Below are 23,564 nucleotides of genomic sequence, written 5' to 3'. Positions count from 1 at the left end.
ATCACCTGATTTCTTTCTTGAAATACGTAAGTGAAGAAATTTCATCTAAAAATATGCTCTCGATGCGATCTTGTTCTTGTTGAAATGACTTATAATCTTTTTCACGCATTTTTTCAAATTTACGTACTTCCAAGTTTTTTTCTAATAGTTTTTCTTCGTACCAATTCATTTTAGAACGTGCCTGTACAACCTTTTGTTGTACGTCGGCAATAGTCTTTTCAAGGCTATCAATAAAACGAGCATAGTGATGAATTTCTTCTATTGATGATCCTACAACTAAACGTTCTTGCTGAAATTCTATTAAATTCTCTTTCTTTTTCAGCAAGTCATACAACTTTGTTGCAACCTCTTCAAAAGAACGAACAGCTTCTTTATAGGCAATTTCAGTTTCATTTTTTTCTTGTTCTCGAATGGTTAACACTTTTTCAAAACGATACATATAACTAACCAACCTACTTGCCACCACCGTTCGATAATGTAATCAACTCATTCATACTTTCCTCAAGCGTCACCTTATCTAAATACCCTTGCTTTAAATAAGCCGTAATAAGCGGTTCATAATAAATGGCCTCATCAATCTCTTTAGATGTCCCACGTTTATAGGCACCGATATTAATTAAGTCCTCAGATTTGTCATATGTATAATAAAGCTCACGTAAACGCTCGGCCGCTTTTTTATGCGCTGGCTCTGCCACATGATTCATTAAACGACTGACGCTTTTCAGCACATTAATAGCAGGATATTGGCCCTTATTGGCAAGGTTTCGGTCAAGTACAATATGTCCGTCTAAAATACCTCGCACTGTATCAGCTATAGGCTCGTTCATATCATCACCATCAACTAGTACCGTGTAAAAGGCAGTAATCGAACCTTTTTCATTTGTCCCCGTACGCTCTAATAACTTTGGTAAAATCGCAAATACAGATGGCGTATAACCTTTTTGAGCAGGGGGCTCTCCTGTTGCAAGCCCTATTTCCCGCTGTGCCATTGCAACACGCGTTACTGAGTCCATCATCAACATGACATTTAAGCCACGATTTCTAAAGTACTCTGCAATAGCTGTTGCAGTAAACGCTCCTTTAATACGCATTAGTGCTGGTTGGTCTGACGTAGCTGCCACAACAATTGAGCGGCTTAACCCCTCAGATCCTAAATCTCTTTCAATAAATTCGCGCACCTCACGGCCACGCTCTCCAACTAAAGCAATGACATTTAAATCCGCTTGTGTATTGCGTGCAATCATGCCTAGTAATGTACTTTTACCTACCCCAGAGCCGGCGAAGATACCTACACGTTGTCCGTTACCGACAGTTAACATACCATCAATTGCTTTTACTCCAACCTCAAGTCTTTCATTAATTGGCGGACGAGTAAGGGGATTGGGTGGATCTTGTTCTGTAGGAACAGACATTAATCCTTTCGGTAACAAAGTACCATCAATAGGATTCCCCATTGAATCTAGAACCTTCCCAATTAACTCTGGTCCCACTTTAATTTCAAGCGGCGCCCCTGTTCCCTCTACTAAGCAACCAATCGATATTTCTCGAAGCGAAGTATAAGGCATCAAAACAACAATTTCATCTTTGAAGCCAACAACTTCTGCCAAAATGATTTGATGGCCGTTTTTCGACGTTTCAACATGAATTTTACACACATCACCGATGGAACTATCGGGACCTTGCGACTCAATCATTAAGCCGACAACTCTCGTTACTCTACCATACTTTTTGAAAGTCGGTATATTTGGAATTTGTTCGATTAATTGAGCCGTTTTCATGTCGATCATTCCTTACTTTCTAATATTTCATGTAGCTTGATTCTTAATTCATTTAATTGCTCGTCAATACTAACAACTATCCGACCATAATTTGTTTCGATATAGCAATCTGTTTCATTTGCAAAATCTTCGTTAACAAAAATCATAAATGGTACGTCTGTTGGGAACATTTCGGCCAACTCATCACGATTAGATGTAATTAAGCCATAATATGTAGGAGAAACGTAGATTTTAATTTCCTTCATTTCTCTCGCTTCTTTAAGACCTCTACGAACAATGGATAGATATAATTCATCGTTTTGCTCTAATGAAGTCCCTATAATACGTTCTGCAGCAGTTAAACCTAGTTCTAAAATAATTGCTTCTTGATCTTCGATATATTTTTTCGCATTTTCCCCAGCTTGTACAATGATTTCATTCGCTGTTTGAAGGGATTGCGCCATTGCTTCCGTGGCTCTGTTTGTACCATCCTCATAGCCTTGACCATACCCTTCATCATACGCTTCTTGTACACGATTTGGGCGTTCTTCTTCCCAGCTTTGTTTCATATGCTCAATTTCTTGGAAGTGCATTTGCATCTCTTGTTCAAAGGCTTGTCGTGCCGCTTGAATTTCAGCTCGAGCCTCTGCAAGTAAACGATCACGTTCGGCAAATACATCTTCCATTGTCATTTGATGATGGGATGTTTCATCTGTTTCCATTTCGGGTATATCAAACATATCACGTATTTGTATCTTCTTTACATTATCGCCATTGGACTGTGTGTATACAGAACGGATGATTCTAGACAATGACGTCATCTCCTCCACCACGTGCAATAATAATCTCACCAGCATCCTCTAAGCGACGAATAACAGCAACAATTCGCGATTGAGCTTCTTCTACGTCACGCAAACGAACTGGCCCCATAATTTCCATTTCTTCTTTGAAAGTATCTGCCATTCGTTGTGACATATTTCGGAAGATAATATCTTTTACTTCTTCGCTTGACACTTTCATTGAAAGGAGTAAATCTTCGTTTTCACAATCACGGATAACACGCTGAATCGAACGGTTATCAAGCGTAACAATATCTTCGAATACAAACATGCGTTTTTTGATTTCTTCTGCAAGCTCTGGGTCTTGAATTTCGAGTGCATCGAGAATCGTTTTTTCTGTTTGTCGGTCTACACCATTTAATACTTCAACGACTGCGTCGATACCACCAGTTTCTGTGTAGTCTTGCGTCACAGTTGAAGATAGTTTACGTTCTAAGACAGACTCAATTTCACTAATTACTTCTGGTGAAGTTGACTCCATCATCGCAATACGTTTAGCTATATCAGCTTGTACTTCTTGTGGTAATGAAGGTAAAATAACACCCGCTTGTCCTGCTTCTAAATACGAGAGAATAAGGGCAATTGTTTGTGGATGTTCATTTTGAATAAAGTTAAAAATTTGTGCAGGATCTGCTCTACGTGCAAAGTCGAATGGGCGCACTTGTAAAGAAGAAGTCAAACGATTAATGATTGTTTGAGCTTGTTCAATACCTAGTGCTTTCTCTAATACCGTCTTCGCGTAGCCAATACCGCCTTGTGTAATATAATCTTGCGCAAGTGCAATATTGTGGAATTCTTCAATAATTTCTTCTTTTACATTTGCTTCTACTTTTTTAACACTTGAAATTTCTAACGTTAAACGTTCAATTTCTTCCTCAGTTAAATGTTTATAGACAGAAGCTGAAACCTCAGGCCCTAATGAAATTAACAAGAGTGCGGCCTTTTGTTTTCCGGTTAATTCCTTATCTTTCTTGGACACAGCAGAACCTCCTAGTTAGTCTTCCGCAATCCAACTACGCAGTAACTTTGCAAAATCATCAGGCTTTTCTTTCGCCATTTTTTCAAGTTGCTTACGACGCATTGTAGCTTCCGTTTCAATTTCTTCATTAATATCATCAATCATCAATTCTTCTTGTTCTTCTAGGATACTTAACTCTTCTTCTTCCTTCGCACGTTTACGTGAACGGATAATAAAGAATGCAAGTAATAGAATAACAGCTAGTAAAATACCTCCAACTACCCAAACCCACCATGGGATAACAGGTGTTTCATCAGCAGTATCAGCTACCTTACCATTTAACGGTTGGACAGAAACAGCCACTTTTTCATCAATTTGCTCTTGAGTAAGTACCGCTGCTACATCCTTTGAAATTGTTGTACGAACAATTGTACTTAAAATTTTCTCAATGTCTTGTTGTACACCATCAGGTAATGATGCAGCGTCTGTAGCTGTAGGTGGTTCAACAATTACTTGGATGCCAATATCTTGAATTTTATATGGTGCTTCTTGAATATCTTTACGAATACGGTTGACGTCATTATTAATAGTTTCTTCCGTACGTTCATAATCACCATTTCCTGTTGCACCCTCATTGTATGTTGTGAAATTATCTGTAGTTGTTTCAGCCTCAGGTGTACCCATTGCTGCATTACCAGTACCAGAATATTGCTCTGTAATACGTTGGGCGCTAATCGCAATCCCTTCCATATTCTCTTCATCAACTGGTGTCACTAAGTTCTCTTCACGATTTTCCTTTTTAAAGTCAATGTCTGTTGTAACAGAAACAATTACTTTATCTTGTCCCATCAGTGTTCCTAGCATATTTTGCACTTGACGTTGTAGGTCACGTTCAACCAATTTCTTCATTTGTAATTGACCTTCAGCTGTTGTTGTCGATGTACCATCTGTTGTTGCAGCATTTAAATCAAAGTACTCTGAGAATTGATTCGAGATCACAATGTTATCAGTTTTTAAATTCGGAATACTTTTTGAAACTAAGTTGTACATTGTTGCAATTTGTTGTTCTGTAAACTTATAGCCAGGATCTGTATTCAATACAATGGATGCAGTCGCATCTTCTTTTACATCTTGTATGAAAACTCCTTCTTCAGGAAGAGTGATCATCACTTTTGCATCTTTTACGCCCTCTAGATTTTTGATTAGCTTAGCAATTTCTGTTTCAGTTGCGGCTTTTTTCAATAAATTGAATTCATTGTCCGTCATACCGAAGCCAGAACTATTAGCAAAAGAGTAATCGATTGTTCCAGTCTGAGGATATCCTTCTGATGCTAGTTGCACCAATAAAGAGTCAACCTGTTCTTGAGGCACTAATATAGATGTGCCTCCTGGGGCAATTTCATATTTTACACCTTGAGTATCCAATGCTTCTTTTACTTGCCCAATTTCTCTTGTGGATAAATCTTTATAGAGCGGAACATATGTAGTTTTTGTTGCAAAAAACGTAATGATGGCTGCAAGTGCTATCACACCTACTACAGAACTAAGCATTACTATTTTTTGTGTTTTACTCCGACTTTTCCAAAATTGGCTGGTGTCGGTTTTTATTTTCGTCAATCGTTCATTCATTATGAATCCTCCGGTTATAGTGAATAACCTAGCAATCAATAATTCGCGATAACAGTGGAATCTCATGGAAGTATTGAATATAAAATGTATCGTTCCATGAGAAGCCTAATTAATTGGATTGGTGTCTTTCTTCACCAACGCAATTTAATTAGACACTCATTCGCATTATTTCTTGGTAAGCTTCAATCACCTTATTGCGAACTTCAATTGTTGCGTTTAATGTAATGCTCGCCTTTTGAGATGCAATCATTACTTCGTGCAACTCCACATCTCCACCAGTTATTAGCTTTTGTGTAAATTTATCAGAAGTGATTTGCTGATCATTCACTTTCGCTATTGCCTCTTTTAACGAATTCGCAAAGCTTTGTTGCGCTTCGTAAGGTGTCGTTTTTAGTTTATTTGTTTCATTTACAACCTGAGTAGGTGTCATTAGTGAAACGGACGAAATTGCCATTATGTATCCATCCTTTCTTTATGTTTATTTACCAATCTCCAACGCCTTTGTCAGCATGGACTTATTTGCATTTAAAACTGTTATGTTCGCCTCGTATGAACGAGTAGCAGACATTAAATCTACCATTTCTTTTAACGGGTCAACATTTGGCATGTTGACATAGCCTTCTGCATTTGCATCCGGATGTGTCGGATCATACACTAATTTGAAAGGTGTTTCTGTATCTTCCTTAATTTGCGATACTTTTACGCCATTCCCCACGCCACCTTTAGCATTTTTTCCGAGTGCAACATTAAGAAACTTTGAAAATTGCCCTTCCTGCGCGGAAAAAGTGACAGACTTCCGGCGGTATGGCTCCCATTCCCCATTTACTTGTTTAGCACGAGTTGTATCCATGTTTGCCATATTGGAAGAAATAACATCCATGCGCAACCTTTGTGCTGTTAAAGCAGAGGCAGTGGTATTCATTCCATGAAATATAGACATTTATTACTTACCTCCTTTAATAACTGTATTGAGTGTATTTAACTTACCATTTACACGGTCGATTAAAGCATTGTAGTAGATTTGATTTTCTGCTAATTTCGTTTGTTCAGCATCCATATCTACAGCATTTCCGTTATTTCGATATCGTAAGCCGTCAACATTATGGACACCTGGTGTCGATTGTCTTATTTCGAAATCATAATGTCTACTATCTGTGCGATATGCCGAAATAGAAATTTGTTTCTCTTTCTCCAACATATCCTTAAAACTTACACTTTTCGCCTTATAATTTGGTGTATCGACATTCGCAATGTTATTTGCGATTGTTTTATGATTCAAAGTTGCATAGGAAAGTCCGTTTTCCAGGCTACTAATAGTTCCTCCAAATAAGTTCAAAACCATTCACCTCATTTTAATTCAATCTATGTACTTCTTATTTTATCCAATAATACAATTGTAATTAAGATGATACGTAGTGTCTATTGTCTTTTGTCATTTTTTAATAGTAGATACGCCCTATTTTTTCAGAAGTTTAACCGGGACAAATATGCCCCATCCCTTGGGGCACTAAGCGTCGATACGTTTCGTCTTATTTCTAGTTATTTTACACTATTTCGACAGTGTTTACTGTATTAGTATCAATTATCTCCCTGTTTATTACTAGACAGGGCTGGATATAAATTACAAATTGTGATTTTTCGGTAAAAAAAAGTCCCTTTTTACTATTTTTAATATGATTATATAAGTAACCTTCTAGAAATGTAATTATGAAAATTTTCGCACATCGACAAAAAAGGCTATTGAAATGCATACCCCATTGTCAGATGTACTATCTTCAAACTGAGTACTTTTCAGTTGCTTCTCTGAAAAATTCTTTATATGTAAAGATTGAATTACGCGGAAATTAGCAAGTTATTCTCGTATAAGCATTAATTCTTTGCTTAACGGATTTTAATTGTCCCTTTGTTTTGCTAAAGCTACCTCCCCTTTTCCACAATAAACAGACCTTAGGATGCAGTTATTGCACTTACAGAAGATGGATTTTAAATTTCCCTACTAAAAAAGCCCTACCATATTTTTCCCTATTAAAAATACAAGATTGGTACCATTCACAAAAATGACACATATACCATTTGTTGAGATACCATTTGCACGTAAGAAAAGCTAAGTAAGGCTTAACATATTAACAATGTATATAGTTGAGATAACTAAAACAACGCTTAGTTACAGTGAAAAGCTCCCTCAAAATCATTTGAGGGAGCTTTTTTAATTATTTCATTTTAATTTCAGCAAGTGCATTTAAGAACTTATCGTTTAATACTTTAATGTAAGTTCCCTTCATACCTAGAGAGCGTGATTCAATGACACCCGCAGATTCTAGTTTACGTAATGCATTGACGATTACAGAACGTGTTATACCTACGCGGTCAGCAATTTTTGAAGCAACTAATAAACCTTCGTTACCATCTAGCTCTTCAAAAATATGTTCAATCGCTTCTAATTCACTATATGAAAGTGAGTTAATCGCCATTTGTACAACAGCTTTGCTACGCGCTTCTTCTTCAATCTCTTCTGATTTCTCACGTAAAATTTCCATACCTACTACTGTTGCACCGTACTCAGCTAAAATTAAATCATCATCTTCAAATTGAGCTGATAAACGGGCTAAAATTAAAGTACCTAAACGTTCACCGCCACCAACGATTGGAACGATTGTTGTTAAAGCGCTTTGGAATAAATCTTTATTTTCTACAGGGAACGCAGTATGTTCATTGTTTATATCTAGGTTTGAAGATGTTTCAGAAATTGTAAATAAGCTATGTGTATATTCTTCTGGGAATTGACGCTCTTCGAACATTTTTTTCATACGCTCATTTTCAATTTGTTGGTGAATTGAAATACCTAAAAGCTTACCTTTACGGCTCACAATATAAACGTTGCTGTCAATAATATCACCTAGTGTGTCAGCCATTTCTTTAAAGTTTACCGGCTTACCTGCAGATGCTTGGAGCATCGAGTTAATTTTACGTGTTTTTTCTAATAAGTTCATTATGTGTTCCTCCTATAAATAATCCATACCGTATTTATTTAATATTCTAAAGTTTTTTACAATTGAATGATACTAACAAGCCTTGCCTACAGTATAAACTGTGACAAATCTTTGTTTTTTACAATACCCGCTAGCTTCTGGTCAACATAAGCAGCTGTTATTTCAATTTGCGCCGGTGCTATTTCAGAAGCTTCAAACGATAATTCTTCTAACAAGCGTTCTAAAATTGTATGCAAACGACGTGCACCAATATTATCGGTTTCTTGGTTAACCTCTGTAGCAATTTCTGCAATTCGTTCAATTGCATTTTCTGCAAAATCGATTGCTACACCTTCTGTTTCTAACAATGCTTTATATTGCAAAATAAGTGATTGATCTGGTTCCTTTAAAATACGAACAAAATCTTGCTTCGTTAATTTTTCTAATTCAACACGGATAGGGAATCGCCCCTGTAATTCTGGAATCAAATCGGATGGCTTTGACATATGGAAAGCACCTGCTGCAATGAAAAGCATGTAGTCTGTTTTGACCGCCCCATACTTTGTCGTCACAGTAGAACCTTCGACAATCGGCAAGATATCGCGCTGAACACCCTCGCGTGAAACACTGGCAGAAGAGTTCGTGTCTTTGCTTGCGATTTTATCGATTTCATCAATAAATATAATCCCAGATTGTTCTGCTCTAGCAATCGCTTCTTGTGACACCTCATCTGCGTCAATCAGCTTATTTGCTTCCTCTATAGTTAAAATACGACGTGCATCTTTTACTTGCACTCTGCGTTTTTTCTGTTTTTTAGGCATTAAGCTAGACAACATGTCTTGCATCCCGCTATTGGCAGACATATCCATCCCTGTTCCTTGCAATGCATCAAAAATCGACGGACTTTGCTCCGTTACTTCAACTGTAACCCACTCATTTTCTAATTTGCCATTGCGTAAATCAATTGCGATTTGCGCACGTTTTGAACGCACTTCCGTTTCTTCAGAAGATGTATCATCATGCGTTTGTTGTTCTTTGCCACCAAATAACATTTCAAACGGATTTTGCATAGCCTGTTTTTTACGTAAAGAAGGGACAAGTAATTTTACAATGGCTTCATTTGCCAATTCTTCCGCTTGCTCCTTCACAGACTCCATCATCTCTTCCTTCACTAGACGATGAGCAGCCTCTACAACATCGCGTACCATTGACTCCACATCGCGTCCAACGTAGCCCACTTCTGTAAATTTCGTTGCTTCAACTTTCACGAACGGTGCATTCGTAAGCTTTGCAATTCTTCTTGCAATTTCAGTTTTCCCAACTCCAGTTGGTCCAATCATTAAAATATTTTTTGGAATAACCTCAGCCTTCATATCATCCGCTAGAAGAGAACGACGATAACGATTTCGTAATGCAATAGCTACCGCTCTTTTCGCCTCATTTTGCCCTACGATAAAACGATCCAAATGCTCAGTAATTTGTCTTGGCGTTAAGTTTTGTGGTGTCATTAGTTAAGTGCCTCCACGATAATATTATGGTTTGTAAATACACAAATTTCAGCGGCAGTTTCTAACGCTGCCTCCGCAATCTCTCGGGCAGTCATTGTTTCACCTGCATATTTTTTTAGAGCTCGACCTGCTGATAATGCATAATTCCCACCAGAACCAATTGCTAAAATACCATCGTCTGGTTCGATCACTTCTCCCGTACCAGATACAAGGAGTAGTGTACTTTTATCCATTACAAGTAACATCGCCTCTAGTTGGCGTAGCATTTTATCACCGCGCCATTGTTTTGCTACTTCTACAGCAGCCCGCTGTAAATTCCCATTATATTCGTTTAATTTCGCTTCAAACATTTCAAAAAGTGTAAATGCATCAGCTACCGACCCTGCAAAGCCTGCCAGCACCTGACCATTAAACAGACGTCTGACCTTCCTTGCAGTTCCTTTCATGACAACCGCATTGCCAAGTGTCACTTGACCATCGCCAGCCATAGCGCACCCGCCGTTATGATGTACCGCAAATATCGTAGTCGCATGGATTTGTCCCATTTGCCTTCCTCCTTAGCCTCTATTATGCCCTTGGATGGGCATTCATATATGTTTGACGAAGATGCTCATTTGTTACATGCGTATAAACCTGTGTTGAAGTTAAATGCGCGTGGCCCAGTAACTCCTGCACCGTCCGTAAATCCGCGCCATTATTCAGTAAATGTGTAGCAAAAGTATGGCGAAGCATATGTGGGTATATTTTCGTATGGAGTGAGGTCTTGTCAATCATTTCATTTAAAATATGACGTACCCCTCGTGGTGTAAGTTCCCCACCACGCATGTTGACAAATAATTGCTCATGATTTGTTTGTTTCATCAAACGTGGACGAGCCTGCTCTATGTAGTGCTGTATAGCCACACTCGCAAATTGACCAAATGGTATAATACGTTCTTTTCTTCCTTTACCCATTACCCGAACAATAGAATAACGGAAATCTATATCCCCTACCATAATGGATGTGAGCTCACTCACACGAATGCCCGTTGCATATAATAACTCTAAAATCGCCATATTGCGCAACGATTTCAAATCATCGCCTACATTCGCATCAAAAAGCTGCATTAATTCTTGTTCGTAAAAAAAACTTGGTAAACGTGATTCTTTTTTCGGATGATAGAGCGATCGAAAAGCGCCATCATCCAAGCCGTGCTGTTTATTTAGAAAGCGAAAAAAGGAGCGGATTGATGAAATCTTCCTTGATACAGAAGTTCTTGCTTTCTTTTCATCGTACAACTTCGTTACATATAGACGTGCATGTATATACTCAACACTAGCTAAATCATTAACGCCTTCTGCCTGTAAAAACGCTAAAAAATCTAGTAGGTCTGATTCATATTCTCGCACAGTATGAACAGAGAAGTTTTTTTCTACCTGGATGTAAAGCATAAACTGTTCAAGTGCTTCTTGGGACGAAACTAACATGAAAGATTCACCACCAATGAATTATTCGTAACCTTCTCTCATTACTATTACCAACAAATTCAAATGGTAAAACAATTGCGGCCATCTAAATCAATTTGTTGCTTTAGTAATCTTTAAAAAACATACATATTGACACTATACCTATCTTCGTAATATAGCAAGTGAAAATGGTTATATTTTGAGAAAATCTCTATACAAAATAATAAAATACGTGTAAATAAGCATTTTGTCTACATAAAAGAAAAAGCCTCTAAGAGTATATCAACTTTTAGAGGCTTTTGGCAATTAAATTGTTTGTGAATTCACAAAATTTCGAATTGTGCTCATTGCACGTGCAGCATGCATTTCTGCACGTTCTGGTTTTGAACGACGTCCAGGTGGTAATTCAGGGAATATGCCAAAGTTGACATTCATCGGTTGGAAGTTTTTCGATTGTGCTTCTGTTATATAACGCGCCATACTTCCTAATGCCGTTTCGAATGGGAAAATAATTGGTTCTTGACCCAATGCTAAACGTGCCGCATTAATGCCAGCAATTAAACCGCTTCCTGCTGATTCTACATAACCTTCTACACCCGTCATTTGACCAGCAAAGAAAATATTTTTTTGTTCACGTAACTGATATGTTTTCTCTAAAACTTTCGGTGAATTAATGAAAGTATTTCTGTGCATTACACCATAGCGTACGATTTCAACATTTTCTAGTCCAGGAATTAGTTGTAGTACTTCCTTTTGCGGCCCCCACTTTAAGTGCGTTTGGAAACCTACGATATTGTAAAGGGTACCTGCTGCATCATCTTGGCGCAATTGTACTACCGCATATGGTCGTTTACCTGTTTTTGGATCTTCAAGCCCTACTGGCTTCATCGGTCCAAATAACATTGTTTTTTCACCACGAGCTGCCATTACTTCGATTGGCATGCAGCCTTCAAAATAAATTTCTTTTTCAAATTCTTTTAATGGCACAACTTCTGCTTCAATCAATGCTTGGCGGAAACGATCGAATTCTTCTTTTGTCATAGGACAGTTTAAATAAGCCGCTTCACCTTTATCATAACGAGATTTTAAATATACTTTATCCATATCGATGCTATCTTTTTCAATAATTGGTGCAGCTGCATCATAGAAATATAAATAGTCGAGACCTGTTAATCCTTGAATTTTTTCAGCTAGTGCTTTTGAAGTCAGTGGGCCTGTTGCAATAACCGTAATGCCCTCTGGAATTTCTGTAACTTCTTCATGTATTACTTCCACTAATGGGTGATTTTTTACCGCTTCCGTTACATAGCCTGCAAACTCATGACGGTCAACTGCAAGTGCACCACCTGCTGGTACTGAGCATGCATCAGCTGCTTTTAAAATAACAGAGTCTAATAAACGCATTTCTTCTTTAATAACACCTACTGCATTTGTCAGTGTATTAGCACGTAACGAGTTTGAACAAACAAGCTCTGCAAATTTATCAGTATGGTGGGCAGGTGTTTGTTTAACAGGGCGCATTTCATAAAGTTTAACTTTTACTCCACGTTTAGCAATTTGCCAAGCCGCTTCACTTCCTGCAAGGCCAGCACCTATTACATTTACAACTAGTTCAGTCATGTTCTTACCATCTTCCTATCATTGTGTTGGTGTCTCTTCATAGTCACATTTCGTACACTGAATTTGTACACCTTTTTTTAATTTTTTCTCTACTAATAATGCACTACATTTCGGGCATGGTCTACTAATCGGTTTATCCCATGATACAAATTCGCATTCTGGATATTGATTACATCCATAAAATAAACGCTTTGTTTTACTTTTACGCTCAACAATTTCACCTGTTTCACAAGAAGGGCATTTAACCCCGATTGGCTTCATAATTGCTTTTGTATTTCGGCAATCTGGGAAGTTCGAGCAAGCCATAAATTTTCCATAGCGCCCCAGTTTGAATACCATTGGTGAACCACATTTTTCGCAATCCTCGCCAGCCGGTTCATCTTTAATTACTACTTTCTCCATTTCAGCATCCGCATGCTTGACATGAACTTCAAAGTCTTTATAAAAATCATCGATTACTTCAACCCATTTACGACTACCTTCTTCAACATCATCGAGATCTTGTTCCATTTTTGCTGTAAATTCGATATTGATGATATCAGGGAAAAATTCCAGCATTTGTTGGTGGACAATTTCACCTAGCTCTGTCGGCATAAATCTTTTGGCATCAAGCACAACATAGCCGCGGCGTTGAATTGTATCGAGGGTCGGTGCATATGTCGACGGTCGTCCTATTCCTAACTCTTCCATTGTTTTCACAAGACGCGCTTCTGAATAACGCGGTGGAGGCTGTGTAAAGTGTTGCTTCGGTTCGATTTCAAGTGATGTCACCTGATCGCCGATTTCCATTTCCGGTAGAAGTTTCGTCGTTTCTTCTGTTTGATCATCTGTACCTTCAATATAGAGTTTCATAAATCCGGCAAATTTGACCTGTGAACCGTTTGCACGGAATAAAGCATCATTATTCTGAAGATCTACAGCCACTGTATCTAAAACAGCAGGGGCCATTTGACTCGCAATAAAGCGCTCCCAAATCAAACGGTATAAGCGTAGCTGATCGCGACTAAGCACTGTTTTTAACTCATCCGGTGTTCGCATCGTACTTGTTGGACGAATGGCTTCATGAGCATCTTGCGCATTCGATGCTTTTTTGGCCTGCTTTGTTTCTGTCGAGATATATTCTTTCCCATACTTTGTCTCAATATAAGAAACCGCTTCCGCTTTTGCAGTTTCAGATATACGTGTTGAATCTGTACGCATGTACGTGATTAAACCGACTGTACCTTCTTTTTTACCAATATCAATACCTTCATACAATTGCTGTGCCAGCATCATCGTTTTCTTCGCACGGAAATTTAACTTTCGCGCTGCTTCTTGTTGTAAAGAAGATGTCGTAAAAGCAGGCGCAGCATTTCGTTTACGTTCTTTTTTCGTCACATTGACAACTTCAAATGCTGTACCTTTGACATTTTTTAAAATCGACTTTACTTGCTCTTCATTCGATAATTTGATTTTTTCTTTGCCGTTACCGTAATACAGTGCATCGAATGTCTTTTTGCCCTTTTCAAAAGAGCCTTCAATCGTCCAATACTCTTCTGGTTGGAAGTTTTTAATTTCATTTTCACGATCAATGATCATACGAAGTGCAACCGATTGTACGCGACCTGCTGATAAGCCCTTCTTTACTTTTTTCCAAAGAATTGGGCTTATATTATAGCCTACTAGACGATCTAACATCCGACGTGTTTGTTGAGCATCCACTAAGTCCATATTAATGGCACGTGGGTTTTTAAAGGAATCTAAAATCGCATCTTTTGTAATTTCATTAAAAACAACTCGACAGTCTGAATTAATATCAATATTTAATGCCGTCGCAAGGTGCCAAGCAATCGCTTCTCCCTCGCGGTCTGGATCGGCCGCTAGATAGACTTTCTTCACTTTTTTAGCCGCAGACTTCAGTTCCTGTAAAACAGGTCCTTTTCCGCGAATTGTAATATATTTAGGTTCGTAATTATTTTCAGTATCTACACCCATTTGACTTCGTGGTAAGTCACGCACATGTCCAACAGATGCTTTTACTTTATATTTTTTTCCTAAATAACGTTCAATTGTTTTTGCTTTTGCTGGTGATTCTACAATCACTAAATAATCCGCCATCTATGTCTCCCCCTTAGCGAGGTCTATTGCTAATTTTTTAAGTTACCTGTTGCAAAATGTATAACAGATTTTAAGATAATGCAACTTTTTTTCAATTTTTGCTAGAAAAGAGCGAAAGTGTTTCAACGATTTGGTGACCATCGCACACGGGTATAGCTCCTTCTATAAGTAATTTATTTGTCCCTTTTGACTGCTCTTTATTAATCGGTCCGGGAACGACAAATACATCTTTGCCTTGCTCTAATGCGCATTCTGTCGTAATTAACGTCCCACTTTTTAGCGCAGCCTCCGTGACAACGATTGCTTGAGTCAGACCACTTATTAACCGGTTACGCATAGGAAATTGCCATTTTGCCGGTCGCATATAAGGTGGATACTCTGTAACAAGTAAATGGTTTTCTGCCATGTGCTGAGCAAGTGCTTGGTTTTCCTTAGGATAGACATAATGAAAACCATGACCTAACACGGCAATTGTTTGTCCACCAAATTTAATCGTCGCTTCATGAGCCATTGTATCAGCACCTCGTGCAAGCCCACTGACAACCGTATATTCGTGCGCAACAAGCGGAGGGACGATTAAGTCCATTGCCGTTCTTGTATAGGCTGTAGCCTTTCTAGAGCCTATTATAGCTATCCGTTTATCTCTTGCTAGCAGAGCAGACTGACCTTTCACATACAATACAGTAGGTGGACTAGGTATTTCAAATAATTGCGCCGGGAAATATGGATGATTAAATGGTATGGGGAAAATATTTGCTTGTGCGTAAGCCTCTTCAAATGGCAAGTGTCGAACACGTTGAAAATTCCGAATCATTAGCAGCGCTTTTTGCCATGTTATTTGCAATGCACCCGCAATCTCTTCAGGGTGCGCTTCTTCAAAATAACTCAATACATCCACCGGGGACAATAATTGTTGAAGTTTTTGGAGTGGTAATGGATATATATAATGCATAGCTAGTAATCTCTGTGTATCTACTGAGAAAATCATTTAAAAACCTCCTTTATAATAGAAGAAATTAAATGACCGCAATTGTTATTTCAGCACAAAAAAATAGAATATGACCCGTCCTGTAGCTTCGCCTTGTCGACTTTTGTTGTGTGCGTTTAGCATGTAACTGTACAAACACCGCCGTTTGTAAAGCTACGAACAGGTTTACCATCTACCGAGACAGAGAAAAAGATGTAGCCACAATGTGCTACATCTTCCATTTTAATGGGTTTTACATTTTTCGTATAGCCCTTTTTCTTTAATTACCTTAATAAGTGTTTCGCCGATAACAGAAGGTGTTTCAGCAACTTCAATACCAGCTTCGTTCATTGCTTTAATTTTTTCAGCAGCCGTTCCTTTACCGCCAGAAATAATGGCACCTGCATGTCCCATACGTTTCCCTGGAGGTGCTGTTTGTCCACCAATAAAGCCAACAACCGGCTTTGTCATATTTGCTTTAATCCACTCAGCTGCTTCTTCTTCAGCAGTACCACCAATTTCCCCAATCATGACAACTGCATATGTTTCAGGGTCATTGTTGAATGCTTCAAGGGCATCGATAAAGTTAGTCCCATTTACAGGGTCTCCTCCGATACCTACAGCCGTTGTTTGACCAATACCAGCTTGCGTCAATTGGTGTACCGCTTCATACGTTAATGTGCCAGAACGTGAAACTACACCAACATGCCCTTTTGTATGAATATAACCAGGCATAATACCAATCTTACACTCATCAGCCGTAATAACACCTGGACAGTTTGGACCAACTAGGCGTGTTTTTTTGCCTTCCATAAAGCGTTTAACCTTCACCATGTCAAGGACAGGAATATGTTCTGTAATACAAATTGTTAATTCTAGCTCAGCATCAACAGCTTCTAAAATGGCATCTGCTGCAAAAGGTGCTGGTACATAAATAACCGATGTTGTTGCACCTGTTGCTGCTACAGCCTCAGCTACAGTATTGAACACAGGTACGCCTTCAATTTCAAGACCTCCCTTACCAGGTGTTACGCCTGCTACGATTTTTGTACCATAATCAAGCATCTGCTTCGTATGGAATAGCGCTGTTTCGCCTGTAATCCCTTGTACAATTACCTTTGTATCTTTATTAATAAATACAGCCATTGTTCTCCCTGCCTTCCTTAGCCTACTAGTCCCACAATTTTTTGTGCACCGTCAGCCATTGAGTCTGCTGCCACGATGTTTAAACCTGATGCATTTAAGATTTCTTTACCAAGCTCTACGTTTGTACCTTCTAAACGTACTACTAACGGTACAGATAAACCGATTTCTTTGGCTGCTGTTACTACACCATCAGCGATAATGTTACACTTCATAATGCCGCCGAAAATATTAACGAAAATACCTTTTACATTTGAGTCAGAAAGGATAATTTTGAAAGCTTCTGTTACTTTCTCGGCTGTTGCGCCGCCCCCTACATCAAGGAAGTTAGCGGGGCTACCGCCATAGTAACTAATTGTATCCATCGTTGCCATTGCTAGACCCGCACCATTTACCATACAGCCAATGTTGCCATCTAGTGAAATATAGCTAAGATCATATTTCGATGCTTCGATTTCTTTTGGATCTTCTTCATCAAAATCGCGTAATTCGACAATATCTTTATGACGATACAACGCATTGGCATCAAAATTAAATTTAGCATCTAGTGCTACAACCTCTCCTTGTCCAGTGACAACAAGTGGATTAATTTCTACTATTGAAGCATCTTTGTCGATAAATGCTTGATATAAACCTAACATTAATTTAACAGCTTTCCCTACTAGGTTTGCTGGAATATTCATATTAAACGCCATACGACGTGCTTGGAAGCTTGTTAGTCCAATTACTGGATCAACAACTTCTTTGAAGATTTTTTCTGGATTTGTTTCAGCTACTTCTTCAATATCCATACCGCCTTCTTCTGAACCCATAAATGTTACACGAGAAGTAGCGCGGTCTAATACTAAACTTAAATAATACTCTTTTTGGATATCAGAGCCCTCTTCAATATACAAGCGTTTTACTTCTTTACCTTCTGGACCTGTTTGATGAGTTACTAAAATTTTACCTAATAACTCTTTTGCGTATGTACGCACCTCATCAAGGTTTTTTGCGATTTTGACACCACCAGCTTTACCGCGTCCACCTGCATGAATTTGCGCCTTGACCACGGTTACATTTGAGCCAAGTTCCTTCGCTACCTTCACTGCCTCATCAGGGGAAAAAGCAACTTTTCCATTGGGTACTGCAACACCATATTTTCTCAGAATCTCTTTCCCTTGATATTCATGGATATTCATAATACATCCTCCCATCAAACATTTGCATAAAATTGTTTTACTAACATAATCTATTCTAACGAAAGATTCTGATAAAGTCTACACTTTGTCTTTTGTTCGAATTTTATCTAAAATTATGACGTTTTCTTCTACTTAGTGTACTAAAACAGAGAATTCTTGAAATCAGAATTCTTTATTTTTTCTATATTTTTGCTATGTTGTTGGTCTAGATGATAGATAAAAGCAAACACTTCAGCCACCGCTTGATATAATTCTTCAGGTATTGACTCATTTAAATCTAATTGTCCAAGTAATTGAACAAGATTCGGATCCTCATATATCGGCACATCATGTTCACTTGCACGGGCCAATATATTTTCAGCCACTTTCCCTTTTCCTTTTGCTACGACAGATGGGCTATCAAATTGTCCTTGTTTATAAGTGAGGGCAATCGCTTCTTTACGCGTCTTTTTTTCTTCACTCATATGCGGAAATCCACCCCACTAATTTCCTCCTGCTGTTGTACTACAGGGGTTGTTTTTTCAAGTTGGGCTTTTTCAAATTGTTTAATAAAGACTCCCGATAGCTGATAATTTTTTTTTGCAAGCCCTAATTTCAATGCTGTTTTTAGAGGTTCTGCCTGAAAAGCAATATCTGAATTTTCATTAAATACTGTGACAGTGACGACACGATTTTGAACTTGCATATCAATTACGGTTTCTTTCATTGACTCCATTTGTAAATAAAACAATATTCGTGCGTAGTTGGCATCAATCTTTCCGTCTTCTTTCATACGCCCATTCCATTGTAACGTGGCATCCATTTTCTTTCCAAAAAATTCAAGGGGCACTTGCATCACGAGCTGGTGTTGATGACCATTTTCTCCTGACACAAGTTGCATCCCATTCATGCGTGTCATTAAAAGCTCAGCTGCTTCCCTTAGTTGTGGCGTTATTTGAGCTTCTTGAAGCAATGTATGAAGCTGTGGTTTTAATTGGTGTGCAATTGCTTGCAAATCCGCTGATTTACTACTAAGCGTAGCCTCGTAACTAATGCCTAAACTTTTCAATACCGTTTTAAGGGCATGCTCCATCGCTTTACTATCCATTGAATTTCGTACATGTGCATCAGCTTCTGTAAGCATGCGTTGAATAGTTGGTTGTGGTGCCTCCGCACTTTGTTTTACAAGATTTCGCATCAGCGCGTCATTTTGTACTGGAATTGTCGACTCTTGCTTAAACAGTGATAATAAATGTTCTTTTACAGAAAGCGCATTACCATCTTGCGTAAATAACCGTTCGGGTGCATTGTGAGCGAACGCTTTGATTAGTTGTTCTTGCATTTGCTTCGCAAAAATTTCCAATGTTTGTTTATTAGTTGGTAATTGGTTAAATCGATCAATCATTTGGTTCAGCTGTTGCTTTTGCTCATTGCTCAATAAATTTTGGCTCGCTGTCCAAGATTTTAGCTGTTCAATAAGCTGTTGCTTATTTTCTGGTTTTGTTGCTAAAATTGTTTGGATTACTTGGCCAGCCTGCTGAAGTTGACCTTGTTGCACAGCTTTTGCTTCATTTAGAGACGACCAATTTTGTAAAGTTGCTTGTTGCGGTAAAATACCCGCTTCTTTTAATAGAGTTAAAGCTTGTAATCGTTCACTTGTTGATGCTGCGTTATTAGTTAAAAGTTGAATCGATTTTGCGAGCAGTAACGTACCTGTTTCTGCCTCGAAGGGTTTTGCAATCGCTAACACTTGTTGCATCAAATTTTGTTTCACATTGGCTTGTAATGCTGTATCCTTCGCTAATAACTGTGTAAAATTATCCATTATTGCCGACATACCAGATGTTTTTTGCCCACTAACAAGTGCTTGAAATACATCTTGCGTCATTGGCATTTTTAGCTCAACCATTTTTTGAAGCGCTTGTAAGGCATCCATCTTTGTCACACCTTCAGGCAATGCCTTCATCCACATTTCAGCTTGCATAAGTTGCTCTTTAGAAATCGGTATTTGAGCCTTAATAAAGTGCGCTAACACCTGTTGCATTTCTGACGTTTTTGGCAAATTCATCGAATCTAGTAGCTGATTTATTTGTTGGTTTGTAGAAACCTCTTGCCCCATCGGTCCTGTAACAACTTTTAACTCTGTTTGAGGGCTTGTCCCTGTTACTTGAAAGAAATGGGCATCCCCTGCTTTTAGCGGTACTTCCAGTTTAGCAATCAGTTTTTGATTGCCTACTTGGACCTCTGCCGTTTGATCTGGATATAATTGTTTAATCGTGCCATGAAATACTTGTCCTTGCTTTAATGCCAGCGGTTGATTTGCTGGAGTTAAAGTAGTTTGTTGCATTTGTATTGGATTAAACGATGTTGCTGTCATCTAATTACTCCTTTCTTACATCGATTTTATAGGTTCAAAAGACTTGCGATGATGTATCGTTGGTCCGAATGTTTCAAGTGCCTCTAAATGTTGTTTTGTACCGTAGCCCGCATGCTGTGCAAAGCCATACATAGGAAATTCTTTGTCCAATTGTTCCATATACTCATCCCTAGCTGTTTTCGCTAAAATAGAAGCTGCTGCAATGGCTAAACTTTTTGCATCGCCTTTAATAATCGAATCCTGTGGAATGGTGATTGGTAGTGTCATAGCATCGACTAGCACATAATCCGGTTTAATGGACAAGGATTCCACACTTGTTTTCATCGATTGCTTTGTTGCTTCATAGATGTTCAGTGCATCAATCGTTTGTGCTGATTGAAAATGAATGAAATAGCTAATGGCATGTTCTTTCACCAATGCTGCAAAAACATTGCGTTTTTCCTTTGTTAACTGCTTCGAATCATTTAATCCTACAAGAGCTTCACAGTTTTTTGGCAAAATAACAGCTGCGGTTACAACAGGTCCTGCTAAAGGCCCGCGCCCTGCTTCATCTACACCTGCGATGAAGGCATTTTCACCACCATAGCACTGATCGAAGTCAATCTTCGCTTGATGCTCTTCCAATAGCTGTCGTTTCTTTTCTTGGCGTTTATTCCAACTATGCCATGCTTTCTGCACACCTGCACGCTCGTCGGTTGCAATTGCCGCCATCCATTCTTGCCAATCCTCAGCTATTTTTAGCGCTGCTGTAATCTCTTTAATCGTTTTCATCATTTTACTCCCTTTATCTTACTCTATATCATTTATCGGCAATATCTACTATTCCTAAAAGAAAAAGGCTAGGACAAAAGGAAAAAGTGTTAGATTGACGGCAATCAATCTAACACTTTTTTGCATTGCTGTAAATGTTCGTTACGGTGTTTGCTTTTCACCTGATACCTCTTTCACTATGTGCACCTCTGTAGGATTTACCAACTAGTGCTCTCGGTTAGTGGAAGTTACAAGCAATTTTGTCTCTTTTAAAGGTTTGTCCCTATCACTTTTTCACACATTATTGCTGTGTCGCTTCTTTTTCAAGCTGTTCATCAACAAAGTCAAATGTTAGCTTTCCTAATAGTAATCCACGAATATCTCGTACGATTAGCTGGGCTACTTGATCGTAGTCGATTTCTCCACCTGCTCCAAAAACACGACGAAGCTTGCCGATATGGTCAAACGTTTCCACTAAGTCGTCATGCATAAACTGAAAACCATAGCGTTCTTCCATACGTGTTGGATAATGTGTCGATAAAAATTGTAACCCATATACCGCCAAATCTTCCATGTTAGTAATGGTATCTTTAATAGCACCTGTTAAAGCCAGCTTATAGCCTACTTCTTGGTCTTCAAACTTAGGCCATAAAATTCCTGGTGTATCTAGTAATTCTAGTTCCTTGCCGACTTTTATCCATTGTTGCGCCTTTGTCACACCAGGCATATTGCCTGTTTTCGCAATATTTTTCTTTGCTAAGCGATTAATAAGTGTGGATTTTCCCACGTTTGGAATTCCAACAATCATTGCTCTAATGGCTCTCGGCTTCATCCCTCTTGACTTCATGCGGTCAAATTTTTCTTTTAATATTTCTTGTGCCGCCTTGGTCACAAGTTGTAGTCCTTTTCCTTCAAGCGAATTGATTGCCACTGCTTTATGGCCATGCTGTGCAAAATATTCTACCCATTTGCGTGTTTCGTGCTCATCCGCCATATCTGATTTATTTAAAATAAGTAGACGCGGCTTTTGGTTAATGACCTCATCAATCATCGGATTTCTCGAAGATAATGGTAAGCGAGCATCGATTAATTCAAATATAATATCTACTAGCTTTAATTTTTCTGTTACTTCACGGCGTGCCTTCGCCATATGCCCTGGAAACCATTGTATAGTCATTTCTATACCTCCTAAATAAGAAAAGCGCATTCGCCCAATTCAGTGCGAATGCCTTAAAATCGAATAAGAAAACGTATGCTCTTAGACGTCAAGAAAGGGAGTATTAGCCCCCTTTCAAACATTACTTCACAATTTTAATATCACTATACGGCCAGAAAATAAGGCTTGTATTACCTATAATTTCTTTTTGATCGACAATACCTATGTGACGGCTATCTTTACTATATCGACGATTATCGCCCATCACAAACACATAGCCTTCTGGAATTACATCATGCAGTGATGCATCAATGTCATTTAACGTAAAATCTTCCGTTAATGTACCTTCAGTAATTTCAGCTTTGTATGCATCTAAATAAGGCTCATCTATCGGTTCTCCGTTAATGTATAACTGATCGTCTTTATATTCCAATGTTTCACCAGGTAAGCCAATTACACGTTTAATGTAGTTTTTTTGCTCTGGTGCATGGAACACCACGATATCAAAGCGCTTAGGCTCTCCAATTTTATAACCAATTTTGTTGACAATCATTCGGTCGCCATCTTCAAGGGTTGGCATCATGGACTCACCGTCAACTGCAATTGGTGTAAATAAAAAATAACGAATAACTGCTGCAATCGCAAATGCAATTAAAAGAGCCTTTGTCCATTCCCATAATTCATTCTTTTCTTTCACTTGTTTTTCCATTATGAATTGCCCCCTTGTCTATCTTCATTTTAGATGATTATTATTTAAGATGACAAGCAAAAAGAAAAGGAGCTTGCAATACAAGCCCCTCACTTTTAAGTCATAATTATCGAATTTCTTTAATACGAGCAGCTTTACCACGTAGGTTACGTAGGTAGTAAAGTTTAGCACGACGTACTTTACCACGACGTACAACTTCTAAGTTAGCGATTTTTGGTGTGTGTACAGGGAATGTACGTTCAACACCTACACCGTAAGAAATTTTACGAACTGTGAAAGTTTCGCTAATACCGCCACCACGACGTTTGATAACTACACCTTCGTATACTTGGATACGTTCACGAGTACCCTCTACTACTTTCACGTGTACCTTAACAGTATCACCAGGACGGAAAGCTGGTAGATCAGTGCGAAGCTGAGCTTTAGTAATTTCTGTAATAATGTTTGACATTGTTTTCTCTCCTTAGACAGATGCTCTT

23 protein-coding genes are annotated in these 23,564 nt (G+C 38.5%); all 23 read right to left on the bottom strand.

The features are described from left to right. Position 1 precedes the first annotated feature (1 nt). Positions 2–451 (bottom strand): flagellar export protein FliJ, encoded by a 450-nt coding sequence (gene fliJ / locus I5435_RS04845; RefSeq protein ID WP_024362033.1) that lies wholly within the window; start codon positions 449–451, stop codon positions 2–4. 1 nt (position 452) lies between these two features. Next, positions 453–1,778: a flagellar protein export ATPase FliI gene (fliI, locus tag I5435_RS04840; protein ID WP_337983326.1), complete on the bottom strand. Its 1,326-nt coding sequence runs from the start codon at positions 1,776–1,778 to the stop codon at positions 453–455. 5 nt (positions 1,779–1,783) lie between these two features. Then, a complete protein-coding gene (gene fliH / locus I5435_RS04835) occupies positions 1,784–2,569 on the bottom strand; it encodes a flagellar assembly protein FliH (RefSeq protein WP_024362035.1) in 786 nt (261 codons plus the stop codon). Next, a complete protein-coding gene (fliG, locus tag I5435_RS04830; protein WP_337983325.1) occupies positions 2,562–3,575 on the bottom strand; it encodes a flagellar motor switch protein FliG in 1,014 nt (337 codons plus the stop codon). Before fliG ends, fliH begins: the two co-directional genes overlap by 8 nt. A gap of 15 nt (positions 3,576–3,590) precedes the next feature. Further along, positions 3,591–5,183 (bottom strand): flagellar basal-body MS-ring/collar protein FliF, encoded by a 1,593-nt coding sequence (fliF, locus tag I5435_RS04825; RefSeq protein ID WP_337983324.1) that lies wholly within the window; start codon positions 5,181–5,183, stop codon positions 3,591–3,593. 148 nt (positions 5,184–5,331) lie between these two features. Next, a complete protein-coding gene (fliE, locus tag I5435_RS04820; RefSeq protein WP_024362037.1) occupies positions 5,332–5,637 on the bottom strand; it encodes a flagellar hook-basal body complex protein FliE in 306 nt (101 codons plus the stop codon). Between the two features lie 24 nt (positions 5,638–5,661). Then, on the bottom strand, positions 5,662–6,123 hold the full coding sequence (gene flgC, locus I5435_RS04815; protein WP_024362038.1) for a flagellar basal body rod protein FlgC: 462 nt from the start codon (positions 6,121–6,123) through the stop codon (positions 5,662–5,664). Positions 6,124–6,126: 3 nt separating this feature from the next. Continuing rightward, positions 6,127–6,519, bottom strand: a complete 393-nt coding sequence (gene flgB / locus I5435_RS04810) for a flagellar basal body rod protein FlgB (RefSeq protein ID WP_024362039.1) — start codon at positions 6,517–6,519, stop codon at positions 6,127–6,129. Between the two features lie 874 nt (positions 6,520–7,393). Then, on the bottom strand, positions 7,394–8,173 hold the full coding sequence (codY, locus tag I5435_RS04805; RefSeq protein ID WP_024362040.1) for a GTP-sensing pleiotropic transcriptional regulator CodY: 780 nt from the start codon (positions 8,171–8,173) through the stop codon (positions 7,394–7,396). 86 nt (positions 8,174–8,259) lie between these two features. Next, on the bottom strand, positions 8,260–9,660 hold the full coding sequence (hslU, locus tag I5435_RS04800) for an ATP-dependent protease ATPase subunit HslU (protein ID WP_024362041.1): 1,401 nt from the start codon (positions 9,658–9,660) through the stop codon (positions 8,260–8,262). Next, positions 9,660–10,205 carry an ATP-dependent protease subunit HslV gene (gene hslV / locus I5435_RS04795; RefSeq protein WP_024362042.1) on the bottom strand — a complete coding sequence of 182 codons (546 nt, stop codon included), beginning with the start codon at positions 10,203–10,205 and terminating at the stop codon, positions 9,660–9,662. The genes hslU and hslV overlap by 1 nt, the downstream gene beginning before the upstream one ends. 22 nt (positions 10,206–10,227) lie before the next feature. Then, positions 10,228–11,127, bottom strand: a complete 900-nt coding sequence (gene xerC, locus I5435_RS04790; RefSeq protein ID WP_337983323.1) for a tyrosine recombinase XerC — start codon at positions 11,125–11,127, stop codon at positions 10,228–10,230. 285 nt (positions 11,128–11,412) lie between these two features. After that, the gene (gene trmFO / locus I5435_RS04785; RefSeq protein WP_337983322.1) at positions 11,413–12,726 is read right to left on the bottom strand and encodes an FADH(2)-oxidizing methylenetetrahydrofolate--tRNA-(uracil(54)-C(5))-methyltransferase TrmFO; all 1,314 of its coding nucleotides are present in this window, start codon (positions 12,724–12,726) and stop codon (positions 11,413–11,415) included. A gap of 18 nt (positions 12,727–12,744) precedes the next feature. After that, positions 12,745–14,823: a type I DNA topoisomerase gene (gene topA / locus I5435_RS04780; protein WP_024362045.1), complete on the bottom strand. Its 2,079-nt coding sequence runs from the start codon at positions 14,821–14,823 to the stop codon at positions 12,745–12,747. 91 nt (positions 14,824–14,914) lie between these two features. After that, positions 14,915–15,811 carry a DNA-processing protein DprA gene (gene dprA, locus I5435_RS04775; RefSeq protein WP_025218789.1) on the bottom strand — a complete coding sequence of 299 codons (897 nt, stop codon included), beginning with the start codon at positions 15,809–15,811 and terminating at the stop codon, positions 14,915–14,917. 222 nt (positions 15,812–16,033) lie between these two features. Continuing rightward, a complete protein-coding gene (gene sucD / locus I5435_RS04770; RefSeq protein ID WP_024362047.1) occupies positions 16,034–16,936 on the bottom strand; it encodes a succinate--CoA ligase subunit alpha in 903 nt (300 codons plus the stop codon). A gap of 17 nt (positions 16,937–16,953) precedes the next feature. Beyond that, positions 16,954–18,114, bottom strand: a complete 1,161-nt coding sequence (gene sucC, locus I5435_RS04765) for an ADP-forming succinate--CoA ligase subunit beta (protein ID WP_024362048.1) — start codon at positions 18,112–18,114, stop codon at positions 16,954–16,956. A 140-nt stretch (positions 18,115–18,254) separates the two neighbouring features. Continuing rightward, positions 18,255–18,578 carry an EscU/YscU/HrcU family type III secretion system export apparatus switch protein gene (locus tag I5435_RS04760; protein ID WP_024362049.1) on the bottom strand — a complete coding sequence of 108 codons (324 nt, stop codon included), beginning with the start codon at positions 18,576–18,578 and terminating at the stop codon, positions 18,255–18,257. Continuing rightward, on the bottom strand, positions 18,575–20,470 hold the full coding sequence (locus tag I5435_RS04755; protein WP_025218788.1) for a hypothetical protein: 1,896 nt from the start codon (positions 20,468–20,470) through the stop codon (positions 18,575–18,577). The genes I5435_RS04760 and I5435_RS04755 overlap by 4 nt, the downstream gene beginning before the upstream one ends. Before the next feature lie 15 nt (positions 20,471–20,485). After that, the gene (locus tag I5435_RS04750; RefSeq protein ID WP_229388758.1) at positions 20,486–21,241 is read right to left on the bottom strand and encodes a ribonuclease HII; all 756 of its coding nucleotides are present in this window, start codon (positions 21,239–21,241) and stop codon (positions 20,486–20,488) included. A 280-nt stretch (positions 21,242–21,521) separates the two neighbouring features. After that, positions 21,522–22,397, bottom strand: a complete 876-nt coding sequence (gene ylqF, locus I5435_RS04745) for a ribosome biogenesis GTPase YlqF (RefSeq protein WP_229388753.1) — start codon at positions 22,395–22,397, stop codon at positions 21,522–21,524. Between the two features lie 121 nt (positions 22,398–22,518). Further along, positions 22,519–23,085, bottom strand: a complete 567-nt coding sequence (lepB, locus tag I5435_RS04740) for a signal peptidase I (RefSeq protein WP_024362053.1) — start codon at positions 23,083–23,085, stop codon at positions 22,519–22,521. A gap of 106 nt (positions 23,086–23,191) precedes the next feature. Further along, positions 23,192–23,536, bottom strand: coding sequence for a 50S ribosomal protein L19 (rplS, locus tag I5435_RS04735; RefSeq protein ID WP_024362054.1), 345 nt, complete (start codon positions 23,534–23,536; stop codon positions 23,192–23,194). Between the last annotated feature and the right edge of the window lie 28 nt (positions 23,537–23,564).

Origin of the sequence: Lysinibacillus sp. C5.1, from assembly GCF_016350185.1 — a bacterium.
GTDB classification, from domain to species: domain Bacteria; phylum Bacillota; class Bacilli; order Bacillales_A; family Planococcaceae; genus Lysinibacillus; species Lysinibacillus sphaericus.
This window is presented reverse-complemented; position numbering and strand designations above follow the sequence as displayed.